Origin of the sequence: Burkholderia thailandensis E264 (assembly GCF_000012365.1) — a bacterium.
Taxonomy (GTDB): Bacteria; Pseudomonadota; Gammaproteobacteria; order Burkholderiales; family Burkholderiaceae; genus Burkholderia; species Burkholderia thailandensis.
Window position 1 is genome coordinate 2,472,923 of record NC_007651.1, and the last position, 19,801, is coordinate 2,492,723.

At 68.3% G+C, this 19,801-nt stretch carries 18 protein-coding genes and 1 pseudogene; 10 read left to right on the top strand and 9 right to left on the bottom strand.

What is annotated here, in order from left to right; all coding sequences use genetic code 11:
- Nucleotides 1-38 precede the first annotated feature (38 nt).
- From BTH_RS23400 to moaE, 5 genes are all read left to right on the top strand, one after another.
- Complete coding sequence (locus BTH_RS23400; RefSeq protein WP_009890756.1) at nucleotides 39-1,367, top strand: homoserine dehydrogenase; 1,329 nt, start codon at nucleotides 39-41, stop codon at nucleotides 1,365-1,367.
- Between the two features lie 7 nt (nucleotides 1,368-1,374).
- Complete coding sequence (thrC, locus tag BTH_RS23405; RefSeq protein ID WP_009890758.1) at nucleotides 1,375-2,826, top strand: threonine synthase; 1,452 nt, start codon at nucleotides 1,375-1,377, stop codon at nucleotides 2,824-2,826.
- Between the two features lie 676 nt (nucleotides 2,827-3,502).
- Nucleotides 3,503-4,786 carry a molybdopterin molybdotransferase MoeA gene (locus BTH_RS23410; RefSeq protein WP_025369336.1) on the top strand — a complete coding sequence of 428 codons (1,284 nt, stop codon included), beginning with the start codon at nucleotides 3,503-3,505 and terminating at the stop codon, nucleotides 4,784-4,786.
- Nucleotides 4,787-4,806: 20 nt separating this feature from the next.
- Entirely contained in the window at nucleotides 4,807-5,064 is a 258-nt protein-coding gene (gene moaD, locus BTH_RS23415; protein ID WP_009890761.1) for a molybdopterin converting factor subunit 1, read from the top strand.
- A gap of 10 nt (nucleotides 5,065-5,074) precedes the next feature.
- Nucleotides 5,075-5,575: a molybdopterin synthase catalytic subunit MoaE gene (gene moaE, locus BTH_RS23420; RefSeq protein WP_009890762.1), complete on the top strand. Its 501-nt coding sequence runs from the start codon at nucleotides 5,075-5,077 to the stop codon at nucleotides 5,573-5,575.
- 325 nt (nucleotides 5,576-5,900) lie between these two features.
- Here the strand turns inward: moaE and BTH_RS23425 are convergent, their stop codons facing one another.
- Nucleotides 5,901-6,452 carry a group III truncated hemoglobin gene (locus BTH_RS23425; RefSeq protein ID WP_009890763.1) on the bottom strand — a complete coding sequence of 184 codons (552 nt, stop codon included), beginning with the start codon at nucleotides 6,450-6,452 and terminating at the stop codon, nucleotides 5,901-5,903.
- A gap of 182 nt (nucleotides 6,453-6,634) precedes the next feature.
- On the opposite strand from BTH_RS23425, the gene BTH_RS23430 reads away from it, so the two are divergent.
- A complete protein-coding gene (locus BTH_RS23430) occupies nucleotides 6,635-7,132 on the top strand; it encodes an Rrf2 family transcriptional regulator (protein WP_009890765.1) in 498 nt (165 codons plus the stop codon).
- Between the two features lie 191 nt (nucleotides 7,133-7,323).
- Nucleotides 7,324-9,921 carry an ATP-dependent chaperone ClpB gene (clpB, locus tag BTH_RS23435; RefSeq protein ID WP_009890767.1) on the top strand — a complete coding sequence of 866 codons (2,598 nt, stop codon included), beginning with the start codon at nucleotides 7,324-7,326 and terminating at the stop codon, nucleotides 9,919-9,921.
- Nucleotides 9,922-10,130: 209 nt separating this feature from the next.
- Here the strand turns inward: clpB and BTH_RS23440 are convergent, their stop codons facing one another.
- Together BTH_RS23440 and BTH_RS23445 are read right to left on the bottom strand one after the other, a co-directional pair.
- Entirely contained in the window at nucleotides 10,131-10,553 is a 423-nt protein-coding gene (locus tag BTH_RS23440; protein ID WP_009890768.1) for a YidB family protein, read from the bottom strand.
- 80 nt (nucleotides 10,554-10,633) lie between these two features.
- Complete coding sequence (locus BTH_RS23445) at nucleotides 10,634-11,233, bottom strand: ComEA family DNA-binding protein (RefSeq protein WP_009890769.1); 600 nt, start codon at nucleotides 11,231-11,233, stop codon at nucleotides 10,634-10,636.
- A gap of 345 nt (nucleotides 11,234-11,578) precedes the next feature.
- Between BTH_RS23445 and BTH_RS23450 the strand changes: the two genes are divergently transcribed.
- From BTH_RS23450 to BTH_RS35305, 3 genes and pseudogenes are all read left to right on the top strand, one after another.
- Nucleotides 11,579-12,073, top strand: a complete 495-nt coding sequence (locus BTH_RS23450) for a MerR family transcriptional regulator (protein ID WP_009890771.1) — start codon at nucleotides 11,579-11,581, stop codon at nucleotides 12,071-12,073.
- Nucleotides 12,022-12,420 carry a carboxymuconolactone decarboxylase family protein gene (locus BTH_RS23455; protein WP_009890773.1) on the top strand — a complete coding sequence of 133 codons (399 nt, stop codon included), beginning with the start codon at nucleotides 12,022-12,024 and terminating at the stop codon, nucleotides 12,418-12,420. Before BTH_RS23450 ends, BTH_RS23455 begins: the two co-directional genes overlap by 52 nt.
- 2 nt (nucleotides 12,421-12,422) lie before the next feature.
- Nucleotides 12,423-12,798: pseudogene (locus tag BTH_RS35305) on the top strand (hypothetical protein); the annotation flags it as partial.
- 150 nt (nucleotides 12,799-12,948) lie between these two features.
- Here the strand turns inward: BTH_RS35305 and BTH_RS23465 are convergent.
- The 6 genes from BTH_RS23465 to BTH_RS23490 form a co-directional block, all read right to left on the bottom strand.
- Nucleotides 12,949-14,304: an MATE family efflux transporter gene (locus tag BTH_RS23465; RefSeq protein ID WP_009890776.1), complete on the bottom strand. Its 1,356-nt coding sequence runs from the start codon at nucleotides 14,302-14,304 to the stop codon at nucleotides 12,949-12,951.
- Between the two features lie 3 nt (nucleotides 14,305-14,307).
- Complete coding sequence (locus BTH_RS23470; protein ID WP_009890779.1) at nucleotides 14,308-16,056, bottom strand: ArnT family glycosyltransferase; 1,749 nt, start codon at nucleotides 16,054-16,056, stop codon at nucleotides 14,308-14,310.
- A 226-nt stretch (nucleotides 16,057-16,282) separates the two neighbouring features.
- Nucleotides 16,283-16,546, bottom strand: a complete 264-nt coding sequence (locus BTH_RS23475) for a type B 50S ribosomal protein L31 (RefSeq protein WP_009890781.1) — start codon at nucleotides 16,544-16,546, stop codon at nucleotides 16,283-16,285.
- 213 nt (nucleotides 16,547-16,759) lie between these two features.
- On the bottom strand, nucleotides 16,760-17,605 hold the full coding sequence (locus tag BTH_RS23480) for a M90 family metallopeptidase (protein ID WP_009890782.1): 846 nt from the start codon (nucleotides 17,603-17,605) through the stop codon (nucleotides 16,760-16,762).
- Between the two features lie 41 nt (nucleotides 17,606-17,646).
- Entirely contained in the window at nucleotides 17,647-19,203 is a 1,557-nt protein-coding gene (locus tag BTH_RS23485) for an MFS transporter (RefSeq protein ID WP_009890784.1), read from the bottom strand.
- Complete coding sequence (locus BTH_RS23490; RefSeq protein ID WP_009890786.1) at nucleotides 19,200-19,700, bottom strand: MerR family transcriptional regulator; 501 nt, start codon at nucleotides 19,698-19,700, stop codon at nucleotides 19,200-19,202. The genes BTH_RS23485 and BTH_RS23490 overlap by 4 nt, the downstream gene beginning before the upstream one ends.
- Between the last annotated feature and the right edge of the window lie 101 nt (nucleotides 19,701-19,801).

A 19,801-nucleotide genomic window follows, 5' to 3' on the forward strand; every position in this document is an offset into this window, starting at 1 on the left:
GAGTCTCACCTTTTTCATTCAATAAGATCACACGCAGCATGGAACCGATCAAAGTAGGCCTGTTGGGCTTCGGCACGGTGGGCGGCGGCACCTTCAAGGTGCTGCGCCGCAACCAGGAGGAAATCAAGCGGCGCGCCGGGCGCGGCATCGAGATCACGCGCGTCGCGGTGCGCAATCCCGCGAAGGCGCTCGCCGCGCTCGACGGCGATGCGAACGGCGTGTCGATCGGCGACGATTTCAACGCGGTCGTCGACGACCCGTCGATCGCGATCGTCGCCGAGATGATCGGCGGCACCGGCCTCGCGCGCGAGCTCGTGCTGCGCGCGATCGCGAACGGCAAGCACGTCGTGACCGCGAACAAGGCGCTGCTCGCGGTGCACGGCACCGAGATCTTCGAGGCCGCGCGCGAGAAGGGCGTGATGGTCGCGTTCGAGGCGGCCGTCGCGGGCGGCATCCCGATCATCAAGGCGCTGCGCGAAGGGCTGACCGCGAACCGGATTCAGTACATCGCCGGCATCATCAACGGCACGACGAACTACATCCTGTCGGAGATGCGCGAGCACGGCCTCGATTTCGCGACGGCGCTCAAGGCCGCGCAGGAGCTCGGCTACGCGGAAGCCGATCCGACCTTCGACATCGAGGGCATCGACGCCGCGCACAAGGCGACGATCATGAGCGCGATCGCGTTCGGCGTGCCGGTGCAGTTCGAGCGTGCGTACGTCGAAGGGATCAGCAAGCTCGCCGCGACCGATATCCGCTACGCGGAAGAGCTCGGCTACCGGATCAAGCTGCTCGGCATCACGCGGCGCACCGAGCGCGGCATCGAGCTGCGCGTGCACCCGACGCTGATTCCCGCGAAGCGCCTGCTCGCGAACGTCGAGGGCGCGATGAACGCGGTCGTCGTGCACGGCGACGCGGTGGGCACGACGCTTTACTACGGCAAGGGCGCGGGCGCGGAGCCGACGGCGTCGGCCGTCGTCGCCGATCTCGTCGACGTCACGCGCCTGCACACGGCGGACCCCGAGCACCGCGTGCCGCACCTCGCGTTCCAGCCGGACAGCCTGTCGAACACGCCGATCCTGCCGATCGAAGAGGTGACGAGCGGCTACTACCTGCGCCTGCGCGTCGCCGACGAGACGGGCGTGCTCGCCGACATCACGCGCATCCTCGCCGATTCGGGGATCTCGATCGACGCGCTGTTGCAGAAGGAGTCGGAGCAGGTCGACGACGCGAACGGCGAGACCGACATCATCCTGATCACGCACGAGACGATCGAGAAGAACGTCAACGCGGCGATCGCGCGCATCGAGTCGCTCGCGACCGTCGTGTCGAAGGTCACGAAGCTGCGCATGGAAGCGCTCAACTGAGGACGACATGAATTACATCTCCACGCGCGGCGCCGGCATCGGCGAGCGCCATACGTTCTCCGACATCCTGCTCGGCGGCCTCGCGAAGGACGGCGGGCTCTATCTGCCGAGCGAGTATCCGCAGGTGAGCGCGGACGAGCTCGCGCGCTGGCGCACGCTGCCGTACGCGGATCTCGCGTTCGAGATCCTGTCGAAGTTCTGCGACGACATCGCCGCCGCCGACCTGCGCGCGATCACGCGCCGCACGTACACGGCCGACGTGTACCGCCACGCGCGCCGCGGCGGGAACGCGGCCGACATCACGCCGCTCACGACGCTCGGCACCGAGAACGGCGCGCCCGTCTCGCTGCTCGAGCTGTCGAACGGCCCGACGCTCGCGTTCAAGGACATGGCGATGCAGTTGCTCGGCAATCTGTTCGAGTACACGCTCGCCAAGCACGGCGAAACGCTGAACATCCTCGGCGCGACGTCGGGCGACACGGGCAGCGCGGCCGAATACGCGATGCGCGGCAAAGAGGGCGTGCGCGTGTTCATGCTGTCGCCGCACAAGAAGATGAGCGCGTTCCAGACCGCGCAGATGTACAGCCTGCAGGACCCGAACATCTTCAACCTCGCGGTGAACGGCGTGTTCGACGACTGCCAGGACATCGTGAAGGCCGTGTCGAACGATCACGCGTTCAAGGCGCAGCAGAAGATCGGCACCGTCAATTCGATCAACTGGGCGCGCGTCGTCGCGCAGGTCGTCTACTACTTCAAGGGCTACTTCGCGGCGACGCGGTCGAATGACGAGCGCGTGTCGTTCACGGTGCCGTCGGGCAATTTCGGCAACGTCTGCGCGGGCCACATCGCGCGCATGATGGGGCTGCCGATCGAGAAGCTCGTCGTCGCGACGAACGAGAACGACGTGCTCGACGAGTTTTTCCGCACGGGCGCGTACCGCGTGCGCAGCGCCCAGGACACGTATCACACGAGCAGCCCGAGCATGGACATCTCGAAGGCGTCGAACTTCGAGCGCTTCGTGTTCGATCTGCTCGGCCGCGATCCGGCGCGTGTCGTCCAGCTGTTTCGCGATGTCGAGCAAAAGGGCGGCTTCGATCTCGCGGCGAGCGGCGATTTCGCGCGCGTCGCCGAGTTCGGCTTCGTGTCGGGCCGCAGCACGCACGCGGACCGGATCGCGACGATCCGCGACGTGTTCGAGCGCTACCGCACGATGATCGACACGCATACGGCCGACGGCCTGAAGGTCGCGCGCGAGCATCTGCGGCCGGGCGTGCCGATGGTCGTGCTCGAGACCGCGCAGCCGATCAAGTTCGGCGAATCGATTCGCGAGGCGCTCGGGCAGGAGCCGTCGCGGCCTGCCGCGTTCGACGGGCTCGAGGCGCTGCCGCAGCGCTTCGAGGTCGTCGACGCGAACGCGCAGCAAGTGAAGGACTTCATCGCCGCGCATACGGGCGCGTGACGCGCCGGCGGGCGGCTCGCTCGATGTCGATGTCGAGTCGCTCGCCGCGTCTGCGGGTTCGTCCGCCGCGCGGTATCGATGATTCGTTCGCGATGCGCGCGGTACGCGGCAGCGGTCGTCGCTCGCGTGCCGCATCGCGCGAAGTCGCCGGGTGCGACGCCGTGACGCGTGCTGCCGCGCCGCATGGCCGTCGCGCGAACCCGGCCGAGGGGCCAGGCCCGCGGCACGGGCGGCGCGGCATATTCGTCAGGCTCATTCCGGGCTGATCCGTGCCGCCATGTCGGCGAGGGAGCGGCCTGACCGGACAGCCCGATCGGCGGCATGCGCCGATCGGGCTGCGTTCCTTTCGGACGATCGGCCACGCACATACGGTCCGGCGTGCGGTTCGGACGGAACTCGATTGCGGTGCGCTTGGCCGATCGTGCCGGCAATCGCGCGGCCGAAATCCGGCGACATGCCGTTTTCGTCCATCGAACGCGGCCGCCTTGCGCCGCCGTTCGCCGTTCGCCGTGATCCGTCGCGCTCGTCGCGCTCGTCGCGCTCGGCGCGCCACGCGAGACCGGATCGTTGCGATCGGTCGCCCACACCCGCGCGGCGGCGTCGCTACAATGTCGCCATCCGGTCAACATTTCAATCGACGATGTCCCACCCCAACCCCCAGACGCCGCGCGCGCCGATGCTGTCGACGGCCGATGCGCTGGCGGCGCTTCTCGCGGCGGCGCGCCCGCTCGCCGAGATCGAAACCGTGCCGACGCTCGAGGCGCTCAACCGCGTGCTTGCGGCCGATGTCGTGTCGCCGCTCGACGTGCCGCCGATGAACACGAGCGCGATGGACGGCTACGCGGTGCGCATCGCCGACCTGACGCGCGGCGAGCGGCGCCTGCCGGTGTCGCAGCGCATTCCCGCGGGCCATCCGGCCAGGCCGCTCGCGCCGGGCACGGCCGCGCGCATCTTCACGGGCGCGTCCGTGCCGGCCGGCGCGGACGCGGTCGTGATGCAGGAGCAGACGGAGGCGGCGGGCGACCAGGTCGACATCCTGCACACGCCGACGGCGGGCGAATGGATCACCGCGCAGGGCGCGGACATCCGCCGCGGCTCGGTGATCCTGCCGGCCGGCACGCGGATGACGCCGCAGGCGATCGGGCTTGCCGCGTCGGTCGGCTGCGCGTCGCTCGCGGTCACGCGGCGCGTGAAGGTCGCGGTGTTCTTCACGGGCGACGAACTGACGATGCCGGGCGAGCCGCTCAAGCCCGGCGCGATCTACAACTCGAACCGCTTCACGCTGCGCGGGCTGCTCGAGCGGCTCGGCTGCGACGTGACCGACTACGGCATCGTGCCGGATAGGCTCGACGCGACGCGTGCGGCGCTGCGCGAGGCGGCGCGCGCGCACGACGTGATCGTGACGTGCGGTGGCGTGTCGGTGGGTGACGAGGATCATGTGAAGCCCGCGGTCGAGGCGGAAGGCCGGCTCGCGCTGTGGCAGATCGCGATGAAGCCGGGCAAGCCGCTCGCGTTCGGCGCGATCCGGCGCGGCGGCGCGGCGGGCGGGACGGCTGGGGGCGAAGCGAGCGCGGACGATGCGGCCGGCGCGAGTGACGCGAGCGCGGCGCCGGGCGGCGAAGCGTATTTCATCGGCTTGCCGGGCAACCCGGTGTCGAGCTTCGTCACGTTCCTGCTGTTCGTGCGGCCGTTCCTGCTGCGCGTCGCGGGCGCGACGCAGGTCGCGCCGCGCGCGGTGTCGCTGCGCGCGGACTTCACGCAGAGCAAGGCCGACCGCCGCAACGAATTCCTGCGCGCGCGCGTGAACGCGGCGGGCGGACTCGACCTGTTCCCGAACCAGAGCTCGGCCGTGCTGACCTCGACGGTATGGAGCGACGGCCTGATCGACAATCCGCCGAACCACGCGATCAGCGCGGGCGAGACGGTGCGTTTCATCCCTTTTTCCGAATTGCTCGGCTGAAGCCGGGCGGTGTAATGACGATGAAGATCGAACTGAAGTTTTTTGCGAGCGTGCGCGAAGCGCTCGGCGTCGCGAGCGAGACGGTGACGGTGCCGGACGGCGTCGCGACGGTGGGCGACGTGCGCGCGTGGCTGCGCGCGCGCGGCGGCGCATGGGCGGACACGCTCGCCGAGGGCCGTGCGCTGCGCATGGCGTGCAACCATACGATGACGGACGCCGGCACGCGGATCACCGACGGCTGCGAGGTCGCGTTCTTCCCGCCGGTGACGGGCGGCTGAGGAGGCGGCGATGGCGACGGTACGGGTGCAGACGGACGATTTCGACGTGAGCGCCGAGATCGCGGCGTTGCGCGCGCGCAATCCGAAAGTGGGCGCGGTTGCGTGCTTCGTCGGCACGGTGCGCGATTTGAACGAGGGCGAGCAGGTCGACGCGCTCGAGCTCGAGCACTATCCGGGCATGACCGAGAAGGCGCTCGCCGCGATCGCGGACGATGCGATCGCGCGCTGGCCGGGCATCGATGTCGCGATCGTTCACCGGGTCGGCAAGCTCCGTCCGCTCGATCAGATCGTGTTCGTCGCGACCGTGTCCGCGCATCGCGGCGACGCGTTCCAGTCGTGCGAGTTCGTGATGGATTACCTGAAGACGCAGGCGCCGTTCTGGAAGAAGGAGAACACGCCCGCGGGCGAGCGCTGGGTGGACGCGCGCCGCGCCGACGACGCGGCGCTCGCGCGCTGGGGCGTCGAATCGGGAAACGCGGGGCGCGCGGGGAACGCGAAGCGGTCGACGTAGGCGCGCCAAGCACCGCTTTCGCCCGGCCGGATCGCAGTGCCGGGTGGTCGCCGGCCGCGCTGGGCGCGGCCGGCGGAGAGCATGTTTTCCGTGTTCGGGGCAGTTCGGCGAATGATCGTTCGCCAATTTTCGGGCGGTCAACCCCTGCGCAATAGTCGCGTTTGAAACGGACTATTCGTAAATGCGCCGATTTCGTTGCTGAAACGACAGCGGTCGCGATTTATTTTCACGCCTCCCCCGGATTTTTTCGGCATGCGGTCCGGCGTTTCCGCGCGGCGGCAGGCGCGCCGGGCCGGTCGCGCCGTCGCCCGATGCGGCTGCGCGCCTACGTGTCGTCGCGCGCCGTCCGGCCGATGATCTTCGCCGGAAACGGCTCGCCGCGCGGCCGGCGCGCGTGCGCGTCGTCGTCCGCGGGCCGTTTCGGCGCGATCAGGTCGAGAATCGCCTGCTGCTCGGCCGGAATCGAGTAATCCCAGCCGAAGCGGCTCAGCTGCAGGCTCTGCGCGATCCGCAGCGCGGGCTCCATGAAGCGCACGGCCGCCGCGGGCTCGTAGCGCGCCTCGACGGTCTTCAGAAACAGCGCGAGCCAGCGGCTGAAGTGGACGGGCTCGAGGCCGTCGAGCGGTTGGTGAGCGGCCTGCACGTTGCCGCGGTAGCTTTTCGTGCCAAGCACGAGGCTCGCCCAGAATTCGCCCATCTTCGGCAGGTGCTGGTCCCAGCGGCCGGCGAGCTTGCTTTCGAACACGGGGCCGAGGAGGGCGTCGTCGCGCACGCGATCGTAGAATGCGTCGACGAGCGCGCGGATATTTTCCGGCGTCGGTTCGGCGTCGCGCGCCGGCGTCGCGGCGGCGGAAGAGGCGGAAAATGCTTGGGTCATCTAAAAAAGGGCCGGGTAAGGTGGCAGCACGTGGGTGCGATTTTGTCGCACAATAATAAACGGCCACCCTCTCAATAAAGGTGCTGATGGTTTGCATCTTATGATGCTGCCGTCCGATCGGCAATGGCAGACGCGCGATGTTTGCGCGAGCGCCGGTCGCACTGACACAACACTACTTCGTAATGAGACTAACCGACTACACCGACTACTCTTTGCGCGTCATGTTGTTCCTCGCAGTCCGAGGCGAGGGCTTGTCGACGATCCAGGAGATCTCGGATGCCTACGGCATCTCGAAGAACCATTTGATGAAAGTGGTGCAGCAGCTCGGCGAGCTCGGTTGGATCGAGACGGTGCGCGGCCGCAACGGCGGCTTGCGCCTGAACGCCCAGTCCGTGACGCTGACCGTCGGCCAAGTCGTACGCAAGACCGAAAACGATTTCGCGCTCGTCGGCTGCTTCACGGGCGAATCCGAAGCGCATCGCAACTGCGTGATCCAGTCCGCGTGCCGGCTCAAGGGCGTGTTCGCGGCGGCCCGCGAAGCGTTCTTCGCGGAGCTCGACAAGCACACGATCGGCGAGCTTGCGCAGCCGGCGTCGCAACTCTCGATGCTGCTCGGCCTCACGCCGGTGCGGATCGTGCCCGCGGCCGATGTCCGCTCGGCCGTGACCGTCGTCGGCTGAAGACGCGCCGCCCGCGCCGTGCGGGCGGCTTTCCGGCCGGTTCCTTCGCGTGCGCTCGCCGCGCGCCCGATCTCGTCGCCGCCACGCGTGTCGCGTGACGCGTCCCTTTGCTGTGCCTCAATAAAAAACCGGCTTGAAAGGCGGATAACCATCCTCATTTGGTTGCTATTCGCAAATTGGAGGTCTCATTCATGAGAATCGACAAGCTCACCACCAAGTTCCAAGAAGCGCTTTCGGATGCGCAGAGTCTTGCCGCCGGGCGCGACAACCAATACATCGAACCCGTTCACGTGCTGGCCGCGCTGATCGCGCAGCAGGACGGCTCCGCGCGCTCGCTGCTGTCGCGCGCGGGCGTGCACATCCAGGCGCTGCAAGGCGCGCTCAATGAAGCGATCTCGCGCTTGCCGCAGGTGACGGGCACGGGCGGCGACATCCAGGTCGGCCGCGAGCTCGCGGGCCTGCTGAACCAGGCCGACAAGGAAGCGCAGAAGCTCAACGACACGTTCATCGCGAGCGAAATGTTCCTGCTCGCCGTGGCTGACGACAAGGGTGAAGCCGGCAAGCTCGCGCGCCAGCACGGCCTCACGCGCCGCGCGCTCGAATCCGCGATCGCCGCGGTGCGCGGCGGCTCGCAGGTGCACAGCCAGGATGCCGAGAGCCAGCGCGAGGCGCTGAAGAAGTACACGGTCGACCTGACCGAGCGCGCGCGCGCGGGCAAGCTTGACCCCGTGATCGGCCGCGACGACGAGATTCGCCGTTCGATCCAGATCCTGCAGCGCCGCACGAAGAACAACCCGGTGCTGATCGGCGAGCCGGGCGTCGGCAAGACCGCGATCGTCGAAGGGCTCGCGCAGCGCATCGTCAACGGCGAAGTGCCCGAGACGCTGAAGAACAAGCGCGTGCTGTCGCTCGACATGGCGGCGCTGCTCGCCGGCGCGAAGTATCGCGGCGAGTTCGAGGAGCGCCTGAAGGCGGTGCTCAACGACATCGCGAAGGATGAAGGCCGTACGATCGTCTTCATCGACGAGATTCACACGATGGTGGGCGCGGGCAAGGCCGAAGGCGCGATGGACGCGGGCAACATGCTCAAGCCGGCGCTCTCGCGCGGCGAGCTGCACTGCATCGGCGCGACGACGCTCGACGAATATCGCAAGTACATCGAGAAGGACGCCGCGCTCGAGCGCCGCTTCCAGAAGGTGCTCGTCGACGAGCCGAGCGTCGAGGCGACGATCGCGATCCTGCGCGGGCTGCAGGAGAAGTACGAGCTGCATCACGGCGTCGAGATCACCGATCCGGCGATCGTCGCCGCGGCGGAGCTGTCGCATCGCTACATCACCGACCGTTTCCTGCCCGACAAGGCGATCGACCTGATCGACGAGGCCGCGTCGAAGATCAAGATGGAAATCGATTCGAAGCCCGAAGAAATGGACAGGCTCGATCGGCGTCTGATCCAGTTGAAGATCGAGCGCGAAGCGGTGAAGAAGGAGCAGGACGAAGCGTCGCAAAAGCGTCTCGCGCTGATCGAGGAGGAAATCGAGCGGCTCGGCCGCCAGTACGCGGATCTCGAAGAGATCTGGACGGCGGAGAAGGCGGCCGTGCAGGGCAGCGCGCAGCTGAAGGAGGAGATCGACAAGGTGCGCGCCGACATCGCGCGGTTGCAGCGCGAAGGCAAGCTCGAGAAGGTCGCGGAGCTGCAGTACGGCAAGCTGCCGCAGCTCGAGGCGCGCCTGAAGCAGGTCACGCAGGCGGAGGAAAGCGAACAGCACAATCCGACCCGGCCGCGCCTGTTGCGCACGCAGGTCGGCGCGGAGGAAATCGCCGAGGTCGTCTCGCGTGCAACCGGCATTCCGGTGTCGCGGATGATGCAAGGCGAGCGCGAGAAACTGCTGCACATCGAAGAGAAGCTGCATGAGCGCGTCGTTGGCCAGAACGAGGCGATCGACGCGGTTGCCGACGCGATCCGCCGCTCGCGCGCGGGCCTCGCCGATCCGAACCGCCCGTACGGCTCGTTCCTGTTCCTCGGCCCGACGGGCGTCGGCAAGACCGAGCTGTGCAAGGCGCTCGCCGGCTTCCTGTTCGATTCGGAAGAGCACCTGATTCGCATCGACATGAGCGAGTTCATGGAAAAGCACAGCGTCGCGCGGCTGATCGGCGCGCCGCCCGGCTACGTCGGCTACGAGGAGGGCGGCTACCTGACGGAAGCCGTGCGCCGCAAGCCGTACAGCGTGATCCTGCTCGACGAGATCGAGAAGGCGCACCCGGACGTGTTCAACGTGCTGCTGCAGGTGCTCGACGACGGCCGGATGACGGACGGGCAGGGGCGCACCGTCGACTTCAAGAACACGGTGATCGTGATGACGTCGAACCTCGGCTCGCAACTGATCCAGTCGATGTCGGGCTCGTCTCAGGAAGAGATCAAGGACGCGGTGTGGGTCGAGGTCAAGCAGCACTTCCGTCCCGAGTTCCTGAACCGGATCGACGATGTCGTCGTGTTCCACTCGCTCGACCGCAGCAACATCCAGGCGATCGCGAAGATTCAGCTCGCGCGCCTGCACGACCGGCTCGCGAAGCTCGAAATGGCGCTCGACGTGTCCGAGGCCGCGCTCGAGCAGATCGGCAAGGTCGGCTACGATCCGCTGTTCGGCGCGCGGCCGCTCAAGCGCGCGATCCAGCAGGAGATCGAGAACCCGGTCGCGAAGCTCATCCTCGCGGGCCGCTTCGGACCGAAGGACGTGATTCCGGTCGACGTGCAGGACGGCAAGTTCGTGTTCGAGCGCGTCGTGCACTGATTGCCGCGTCGCGGCACGGCTCGGCGGTTCGGCGCCCGGCTTGCGGCTCGGGCGCGCCGGTGAAAGCAAAACACCCCGCGAGAGCGGGGTGTTTTTTTGGGGGAGGCGCGCTTCGTTTCGGCGGGCGGCCGCCATCGCGCGGGCGCGCGGCGCGAGCGTCGGTTGCTTCTCGGCATTGCAGCGCGCCGTGCCGGCACGACGCGTCGCGGTTACGCCTGCTTGTTGCCGAACAGGCCGGCGAGCTGCGACAGCGTGCCGAGCACGTTCGACGTGTCGAGCTGGCCGTTCGGCGGCACTTCGCCGTTCGGCGTCGCGCCGTTGACGACGTGCGGCAGCACCTGAGCGAGGATGCCGGACGCCTGCTGCGGATCGATGCCGATCTTCTGCGCGAGCGCGCCGACCGTGTCCGAGCCGAGCACGTTCTGCAGCGTCTCGGGCGAGATCGGCTGGTTCTCGCCGGTGCCGATCCACGAGCCGATGACGTCGCCCGCGCCACCTGCCTTGAATTTCTCGATGAGGCCGTTCAGACCGCCCGGCTGGTTGTTGATGAACTCCAGCGCGGCGCTGACGAGCGCGTTCTGATTGCCGCCTTGGCCGCCGATCAGACCGCCAACGATGTCGAGTAGACCCATGATTCACCTGCTAGGTTGAGGCGGCGCCGCGAACGGCGCCGGTGGAACGAAGACGCCGCGCGCGACGCGCGGCGTCGGACTTATGCGCCCGACGCCGCGGACGCGGGCGTCGCCGCCTTGTTTTTCCTGCTCTTCTTCGAGCCCTTCGTCTTCGTCGACGACGCAGCGGCCGGCGCGCTCGCTTGCGCTGCGGCGCTCGCTGCGGCGGCGGCCTTGTCCTTCTTCTTCGACGAACGGGTTTTCTTCGCGGCCGGGGCGCTTGCCGCCGTCGACGGCGTGGCCGCGGCCGGGGCGGGCGTCGCGGTGGACGGCGCGGGCTTCGCCGGCGTGGTGGCGGGAGCCGGCGCGGGTGTCGCGGTCGCGGCCGGCTTCGTCGCGCTCGTCTTGGCCTTCGCGCCCGTCGGCGGCGTCGTCGAGCCGCCGATCGTCAGGCCCGCCGCCTCGAGATTGGCGACCGATTTCGCGCCGAGGCCCTTCACGCGGTTCGCGAGATCGTCGGCGTCCTTGAACGGGCCGTTCTTCGCGCGCTCGTCGATGATCGCCTTCGACTTCACCGGGCCGAGCCCCTTCACCGATTCGAGTGCCGCCTGGTCGGCGGTGTTGACTTCGACCGCGGCGGCGAGCGCGGCGGTCAGCGAAAGCGACAGTGCGACGACCAGCATCAGCAGCTTTTTCAGCATGGCGGGAACTCCCTTTTCGATGGAACGGAGAATGGCTGTCGGAACGAACGCCGGCGCGCGGCAAGAGCCGGACGTCGCGTTCAAGCATAGGACAAATGCGTGCCCTTTTTAAGACAGCGGGGGCAATGTTGCGCATCGATGGCGACACTGTAAAGGCCATCGTGCCGCATGCGGGCGGGTTTTGACCATCTTTGACGGAAAACGCGGGCCGGCCGGGCGGCGCACGGCGCGGGGCAGCAGGACGACGCGGCGACGACGCGAAGCGGCGTGCGGACCGCCCGGCGCGCTGGCCATCGCGCGGCGCTTGACTTAGAGTGCACTCTAAGTCCTAACCTTGAGAACGTCATGTCGAACGCATCGAAGCAACCGTCCCCGTGCGCATTGACGATCGGTCAGGTGGCCGCGCTCGTCGGCGTGTCGACGCACACGCTGCGCTATTACGAGCAGGCCGGCCTGCTGCGGTCGATCTCGCGCACGCCGTCGGGGCATCGGCTGTATGCGCCCGCCGATCTCGACTGGCTGCGTTTCGTGATGCGGCTGAAGGCGACCGGGATGCCGATCGCCGGGATGCAGGCGTTCGCCGAGCTGCGCGCGCAAGGCGATGCGACGTTCGGCGAGCGCCGCGCGTGTCTCGCCGCGCATCGCGACGCGGTGCGCGCGCAGATCGCCGCGCTGCAGGCGAACCTCGACGCGATCGTCGACAAGATCGCGTATTACGAGCAGGCCGAGCGCGACGCGATGCGACAGACAGGGCAGACGACTCACCCTCAACCGGACAAGGACGAACGATGGAACCACGAATCGAGGAAGACCGCTATGCGCGCGGCTGGAACAGGCTGAAGGAAATCGACGGCGACGTCGGCGAGCGCGTCATCGCGGCGCTCGCGCCGATCGCGCCGGACTTCGGGCGGCTGCTCGTCGAGTTCGGCTTCGGCGATATCTATAGCCGGCCGCAGCTCGATCTGAAGTCGCGCGAGATCGCGACGATCGCGTCGCTTGCGACGCTCGGCCACGCGCAGCCGCAACTGAAGGTGCATATCGAGGCGGCGCTGAACGTCGGCTGCACGCGCGACGAGATCGTCGAGGTGTTCATGCAGATGGCCGTGTACGCGGGATTTCCGGCGGCGCTCAACGCGCTCTTCGCCGCGCGCGAGGTGTTCGAGCAGCGTGACGCCGTGCATGCGTGACGATGGCAGCCGCATCGGCTGCCGCACCGGCCGTCGTGCCAACCGCCGCGCGGGCTGCCGCATCCGATTTCGCATGCACGACGACGCTTGGCCAGCCGGGGGGCGTAGCCGCGACAAGCTCGCGCGGATTGCGGGGCGCATCGTTGCCGCCGGCGGCCCGGCGCTGCCGAAACCGCCGTGGCGGCGCGAGCGGCGGATGACGCGAGAGACCGTCGCAGCGAGGGCCGCGGTGCCGCGCACGCATCGGCTGCATTCGGTCCGCGAGGCGGCGATGCGCCCGAACCTCGGCGAGTGCTTCGCGAGCGCGCCGCGACGTTCGTGATCGCGGGCGGCGTGCGTACGCGCCGCTGTCCGTTCTGCGGCGTCGTGCACGGCCGGTCCCGAACATCGGCGGACGGAAGCCGAACGGGCGGCGAGGGAAAGCCGGAAGCCGCGGGCGGGGATGTCGCGAGCCGCACGCAGGCGGCGCGAAGGGCGCGTATCCGCCTATCCGGCGCGCGCCCGCGACGCGTTCACAGCCTGCCGCGGTCACCGCGCGCCGTCTTGCTCCCGCTTCCCGATGCGTCGCAGATAGAACGCGAGCCCGCCGCCCGCGAGCATCAGGCTCGCGGTGTTCGCGATCCAGAAGCCGCGCGCGCCGGTGAGCGACGCGGGCACCGCGCCGCCGACGTCGAACCCCAGCAGGTATCCGCCGCCAAGCCCGACGCCCCACAGCGCGATCGCATAGATCGCGGTCGGCACGACGGCGACCTTGTGCGCGCGCAGCACGAACGCGGTCGTGATCTGCAGCGCGTCGAAGAAGTGATAGAACGTGACGATCGCGACGAGCGGCATCGCGGCCGCGGCGATGGCCGGGTTCGGCGTGTAGCCTGACACGATCAGCGGCCGCAGCGCGAACACGGCGACGCCGTACACGCACGCGAGCCCGCACGCGAGCGCGACGCCGTGACGGCCGAGCGCGCGCGCTTCGTCGAAGCGCCGGGCGCCGAGTGCGCGCGAGACGAGCGTCGACGACGCGACGCCGATCGACAGCGGCGTCATGTACAGCACCGCGCCGACGTTGCCGGCGATCTGGTGGCCGGCGAGCGTCGTCGTGCCGAACTGTGCGATGAAGAGCGCCATGAACGTGTACGACGTGACCTCGATCAGATACGACAGCCCCATCGGCACGCCGAGCGTGAGGAGTGCCTTCTGCCGATGCCAAACGGGCCGCGTGAAGCGCGCGAAGATCGCGAGCGGCTCGAACACGTCGAGCCTGGCGAGCAGCGTGAAGCCGACGAGCGCGAGCGCCCAGTTGATCAGCGTGCTTGCGAGTCCGCAGCCGGGGCCGCCGAGCGCCGGCACGCCGAGGCCGCCGAAGATGAACCAGATGTTGAGCGGCACTTTGACGATGAGCGCGCCCACCTGCAGGATCATCGCGAGCCGCGGCTTGCCCGCCGCGTTCGTGAGCGCGTTGTAGATCCGGAACAGGAGGCTCGCGGGCAGCCCGAACGACAGGATGCGCAGATAGGCGACCGTGCGCTCGGTGAGCTCGGCGGGCGCGTGCGCGAGCCGCAGCAGCGGGTGGGGGAAATGCAGCAGCAGAAAGCCGGGCACCGCGAGCAGCACGCCGAGCCACGCCGCCTGGCGCACCTCCTCGCCGATCTCCGCGTAGCGTCGCGCGCCGTACAGTTGCCCCGCGATCGGCTGCAGCGCGGACAGAATTCCCGTCAGCCCGATATAGATCGATATGTAGATCGACGTGCCGAGCCCGAGCGCCGCGAGATCGAGCGCGGAGAAGCGGCCGACCATCGCGGTGTCGATCACGCCGAACGCGATGATCGCGAGCTGGCCGACGAGCACCGGCCAGGCGAGACCGGCGATCCGGCGGATGTCGCCGAACATCGGTCAGCGGGCCTTGCGCGGCGGGCGGCGCTTGATGGGTGCCTTCGGGCGCTCGATCCGCTCGTACAGACGGAAGCGCTCGTCGCGGTCGGCGACGCGGCGGCCTTCCCACACGAGACGCCACACGTATTGCGAGATCGAGCTCGGCTCGCCGAAGTCCGCCCGGTCCTGGCGCAGGATCACGTCGCAGTCGTCGGTGAACGAGAAATGCATGTCGCCGAAATACGCGAACGTCGCGATCTGCGCGTCGCCAAGCCGTACGGGCGAGATGCATTCGTAGTCGGACGGCAGGTGCGCGGCGATCTGCTGCGCGACGTCGCGATAGGTCCGGCTGTAGTTGACGATCGGCAGCCAAAGCGTCATCAGCAGCACCCACATCAGCGTCGTGCCGGCGCTCGACAGCACGACGCTGCGCCACAGCACCTTCGGCTGCCGCGAGATGCGCCAGCGCACGAGCATCAGCCAGCATGCGGTCGCCGCGAGCGCGCAGACGAACGACAGCACCTTGAAGTGCGGCTCGTAGCCCGGCACGAGTCGGCCGAGGTTGCGCGCGAGCGGGTGCGGGAAGCCCGTCAAAGATGCGAGCCATACGAGCCACACGAACGTGCCGAGGATCGTGAAGCTCAGCACCGCGAACCAGTCGATCGCGTTGATCGCGCCGCGCTTGAGCGTCGGCAGCGCGAACGTCGCGACGACGGCGAGGGCGGGCAGCAGCAGCATGTACATCCGGTTCGTCTGCTGGCTTTGCAGGATCACGAGCACGAGGAGCGGCACGACGACCGACAGCGGAATCGCGATGTGCGGCCGGCGGCGCAGCCCCGCCCAGCTGACCCACGCCCAGATCGCGAGCGGCCACGCGGGCCACGTGAAGAGCGGCAGGTTCTTCGCCGCGTACGCGAGCACCGTCGTCGGCGGGCCGGAGAAGCGCATCAGGCTGTCGTGCAGCCATTGGTTGAGGAACCAGCTCGCGTCGTCGGGGAACGCGACGTGCGCGGCGAGCGGCCAGATCGCGAATACGCCGACGGCAAGCGGCAGCCCGAGCGCCGGCACGTGCACGCAGCGGATCTCCGGCGTGGCGAGATAGAGCGCGAGCGTGCCGACCGCGAGCGCGGCGACGAGCACCGGATTGCCCGACAACGCGACGAGGCCGAGCGCGAGGCCCCACCACAGCGCGCCTTGCGCCGGCTTGTCGATCGCGCGCACGAGCCCGTAGACGAACATCGCGATCCACGCGAACTGCGCGAGCTGCGGCGTCGTCTCGTGGCCGCGCTCGGCGAGGCCGAAGCAGGCGAGCAAGATGAGGAGCGCGCCGTCGGCGAGCGTGCGCCCGTAGTCGCGCGGCTCGGGCTCGCCGCCGAACGCGTACTTGAACGGCTGGATCTCCGCGCGCCGGCCGAGCAGGTAGGTCGCGTACCAGACGAACGCGGACGCGACGCAGAACAGCACGCCCGTGTAGACGCGCGACGCGTTGCTCGCGTCGACCCACGGCAGCGCGCGGATCGCGAGGCTGCCGAGCCAGTAGCCGAGCGGCCCGTCGGACGTGACGAACTTGCCGACGAGATTCGGCAGCAGCCAGTCGTGCAGGCCGCCTTGCGCCATCGTCCACATCACGCCGAAGCCCGCCGCGTCCTCGTTCTTCCACGGATCGCGGCCGAACAGCCCGAACGCCGCGTAGACGATGCAGAGCGTGAGCAGCAGCCAGCGCGGCAGCGCGCGGGTGGCGGAAGCGGTAAGGCGAACGACAGGCTTCATGCAGATGAGGGCAAGAGGATGGGCGACATGCCGGCGCGCGAGCGGCGGGCGGTTTCGGGCATCCGGCATTGTAGACGCGCCGGACGACGCGCGTCAGCGAACCGGAGGGCCCGCGGGGCACCCGCCGGCGGCATGGGATCAACAGGGACAAAAAAAGGCAGCCTGGGCTGCCTTTTTTGCGGGAACCGGCCCGGCTCGACGCCGGTTGCCGGTGCGGGCGCGAAGCTTACTTCGCGGCCTTGCCGCTGGCGCGTGCGCCGAACTTGTTCTTGAACTTCTCGACGCGGCCCGCCGTATCCATGATCTTTTGCTGGCCGGTGTAGAAAGAGTGCGATTCCGACGACACTTCGATCTTCGCGAGCGGGTAGGTCTTGCCGTCGAGTTCGATGGTTTCGCGCGTCTGGATCGTGGAGCGCGTGATGAACTTGAAGCCGTTCGACATGTCTTGGAAGACGACTTCGCGGTAATCCGGGTGAATGCCTTGTTTCATGGTTTTTCCTGTGTAAGAGCGGTAGCCAGCCCGCCGCTTGCGCATCGCAGCGCGCGTTGCACGATGTCCGGAAACAGCCGGCGCATGCGTGCTGGGCGCGTCTGAATCGACGCCCGTCGGCGCTGCGCGGTGCGAAAGCCCGGCGCGAGCCACTTGCCTAAGGTCGAAAGCTCGCGATTATGCCAGATAATCAGACGCTTGGCGAATTTTTCGTCAGACGTGCGCGGCGTGATGCGCGAGGCACCCCGTTTGAGCGGGGTCCTGCCGGTAATAGCGGGCAAGCAGCCGGTACAGCTCCGGAAATTCGGCCTCGAACGGGCGCGGCTTGACGAAGAGCGCCTCGCTGCAGACCGCGAAGAATTCCGATGGGTGGTCGGCCGCGTACGGGTCGATCAGCGAGTCGCGCTCGAAGCGCGCCCACGCGCGCTCCGGCACCGCGTCGACCCGGTCGCAGAACTGGTCGTACGCGTGGTCGAACACGTCGGCCCAGCGCTCGGCGTCGAGCTCGGGCGCATGCCAGCGGCGAAAAAGGGGCGGATGGCCATCGGCCGCGCCGCTCATCATGTCGATCTTGTGCGCGAACTCGTGGATCACGACGTTGTACGCGTCCGAGCCGTTCGCCATCTGCACGTCTTCCCACGACAGGATCACCGGCCCGCCTTCCCACGCTTCGCCGCTCGCGTCGTGCTCGACCTCGTGCATGACGCCGTCCTCGTCCTCGACCGTCTTGCGGATCACGAATTCGCCCGGATAGACGACGATGCCGACCCAGCCGCGATACAGCTCGAGGCCGAGGTTCAGCACGGGCACGCACGCCTGCGCGGCGATGCCGACGACGATCGCGTCGGTGAGTTCGAGCCCGTGCGCGGTCGAAAACGACTTCTGTGCGAGAAAGAGGCTCGTCGTTTCGCGCAGCCGTTCGCGATCCTCGCCGGACAGGTACGACAGGAACGGCAGGCGCTCGAGCGTCTCGCGCCACAACGCGTCGGGAATCGGGTGCGCGCGCAGCGCGCGATCGCGGCGGCGCGCGTCGAGCCATTGGTTGAGTTTGGAGAGCATCGCGGCGGAAAGGGCGTGAAGCGACAGGCGCTAAACGTACCTCAATCGATCTCTTTTTGCCAGGCGGCGAAGAGGCCGCCGCAGATCGCGACGCCCGCGAGAAAGTAGAAGCCGTCGAGCGATGACAGGAACGATGCCTGTTGCGCGATCGTGCGGCTCACGGTGACGAGCGCGAGCGCGTGCGCGTCGGACAGTGCGTGGCCCGCGGCCGCGAAGCCGCGCGTGAGCGTGTCGACGGTTTGCTGGAACAGCGGATTGTAGACGTTCGCCCGTTCGACGAGCCGCGTCTCGTGCACGGCGAGCCGATGCTGCTCGACGATGATGACGGACGCGGTCGCAAACGAAATCGTCAGTTGCCGGACGATATTCTTCAGCCGGTAGCCGTGCGAATACTCGTCGATCGCGAATATGCGGAACGTCAGGTTCGCGACGGGCAGCACGATGAAGAGGAGCAGCAGCCCGCGCATCAGGAGCGGCGCGACGAGCGCCGCTTCGCCGGCCTCGGGCGACATCCGCGTCATCCACAGCGCGGCGAACGCGGCGAGCGCGAAGCCGGGCACGATGATCCATTTCTTGTGCGTGAGCAGCTTCGCGTAGCGCAGATAGACGAAGAGCGCGCTCGCGGAAATCAGCGACATCGTGCCGACGAGCCGCCCGGCGTTCTCGACCGGATAGCCGAGCCCGGTTTCGAGAAAGCGGGAGATCAGATAGCTGTAGCCCGTCGTTTCGTAGTAGTAGAACATGTAGAGCAGCAGCCCGACCTGGAACGTGCGCTCGCGAAACGCGTGCAGCCGCACGAGCGGCGCCGGATGATGCCACTGGTGATAGCCGAACCACGCGAGGGCCGCGAGGCCGCCGACGGCGAGCAGCACGAGCTGCGGAGATCCGGCGAAAAGCTGGAAGCGCACTTGCTGCATCACGATCTGCAGCGCGCCTTGCGCGAGCGCGAAGATCACGTACGGCCAGAAGTGCGCGCCGCCGCGCTCGTCGGGCGGCGTGTGGCCGGAATTCGGCAGCGCGACGAACGCGAGCGCCGCGAACAGGATGCCCGTCGGCACCGTGCACGCGAACAGCGCGCGCCACGTGAAGTGCGCGACGAGCAGGCCGCCCGCGATCGGCGCGATCGCGCTGCCGAGCAGCAGCATGACGAGGAACGCGCGCGTCGCGGGCGGGCGATCCTTCGGCGCGAAGCTGGTCTGGATCAGGATCCGGCACGCGCCCATCATCGGGCCGATGAAGTAGCCCTGGAAGCCGCGCGCGAACGCGAGCTGCAGCGACGTGTCGGCAAGCGCCGCGGCCGCCGCGCCGAGCGAGAACATCAGCATGCAGCCGGCGACGTAACGCCGGTGCCCGAGCCGGTCGACCCACCATTGCTGCTGCAGGATGCCGAGCACCGCCGCCACCGCGTACGCGCTCGACGCCCACACGAGCTCGTCCGGCGACGCGTTGACGCCGCCCGCGATATAGCTCGCGAAGAACGAGAACGCCGCGTTGTCGAAGTAGTCGAGTCCGGTGACGATCGCGAGCACCCATGGAAAGATATCGCCGCGCAGGTTCGCGGCGCTCCAGAGCGGTGGCCGGCCCGGCGCGGCGCTCATGCGCCCGTCCCGCCCGTCTTGCGCCCGTGCGCGGCGGCGCGGCGCTGCGCGATCAGTTCGTCGGGGCTTTCGCCGGCGAGCCGGCGCTCGACGTAGTCGATATCGTGCTGCAACTCCTTCTTCAGCGCGCGCACCTCCTTTAGCTCGCGTTGCGCGGCGGCGATGCGCGCATCGAGCGTCGCGATCTGCTGCGACAGATCCGCGTGAATATCGCGCAGCGACGCGTCCGAATAGCGCCGCCGTCCGTCGCCCGTTGGTTCGAGCGGGCGCTTGAGCATCTCGGTGATGCCGTGCAGAGAAAACCCGAGCGCGCGCAGCCGCAGGATGCGCTCGAAGCGTTCGAGGTCGGCGGCGTCGTACAGCCGATAGCGGCCCTCGCTGCGCGACGGCGTGACGAGCCCGCGCTCCTCGTAGTACTTGAGCGTGCGCGGCGTCACGCCGAGCCGCTCGGCGGCGTCGCGCACGGTCAGAAGCAGGGTGGGCGGGGTGTCGCTCATCGCGTGGAATCTCCGGATGACGAAGGATCGATGTCCGCGATTATAGATCAACGTGTACGTTCACGTTCATGTTGGGCGATAAAAAAAACGCCCGGGGAAGC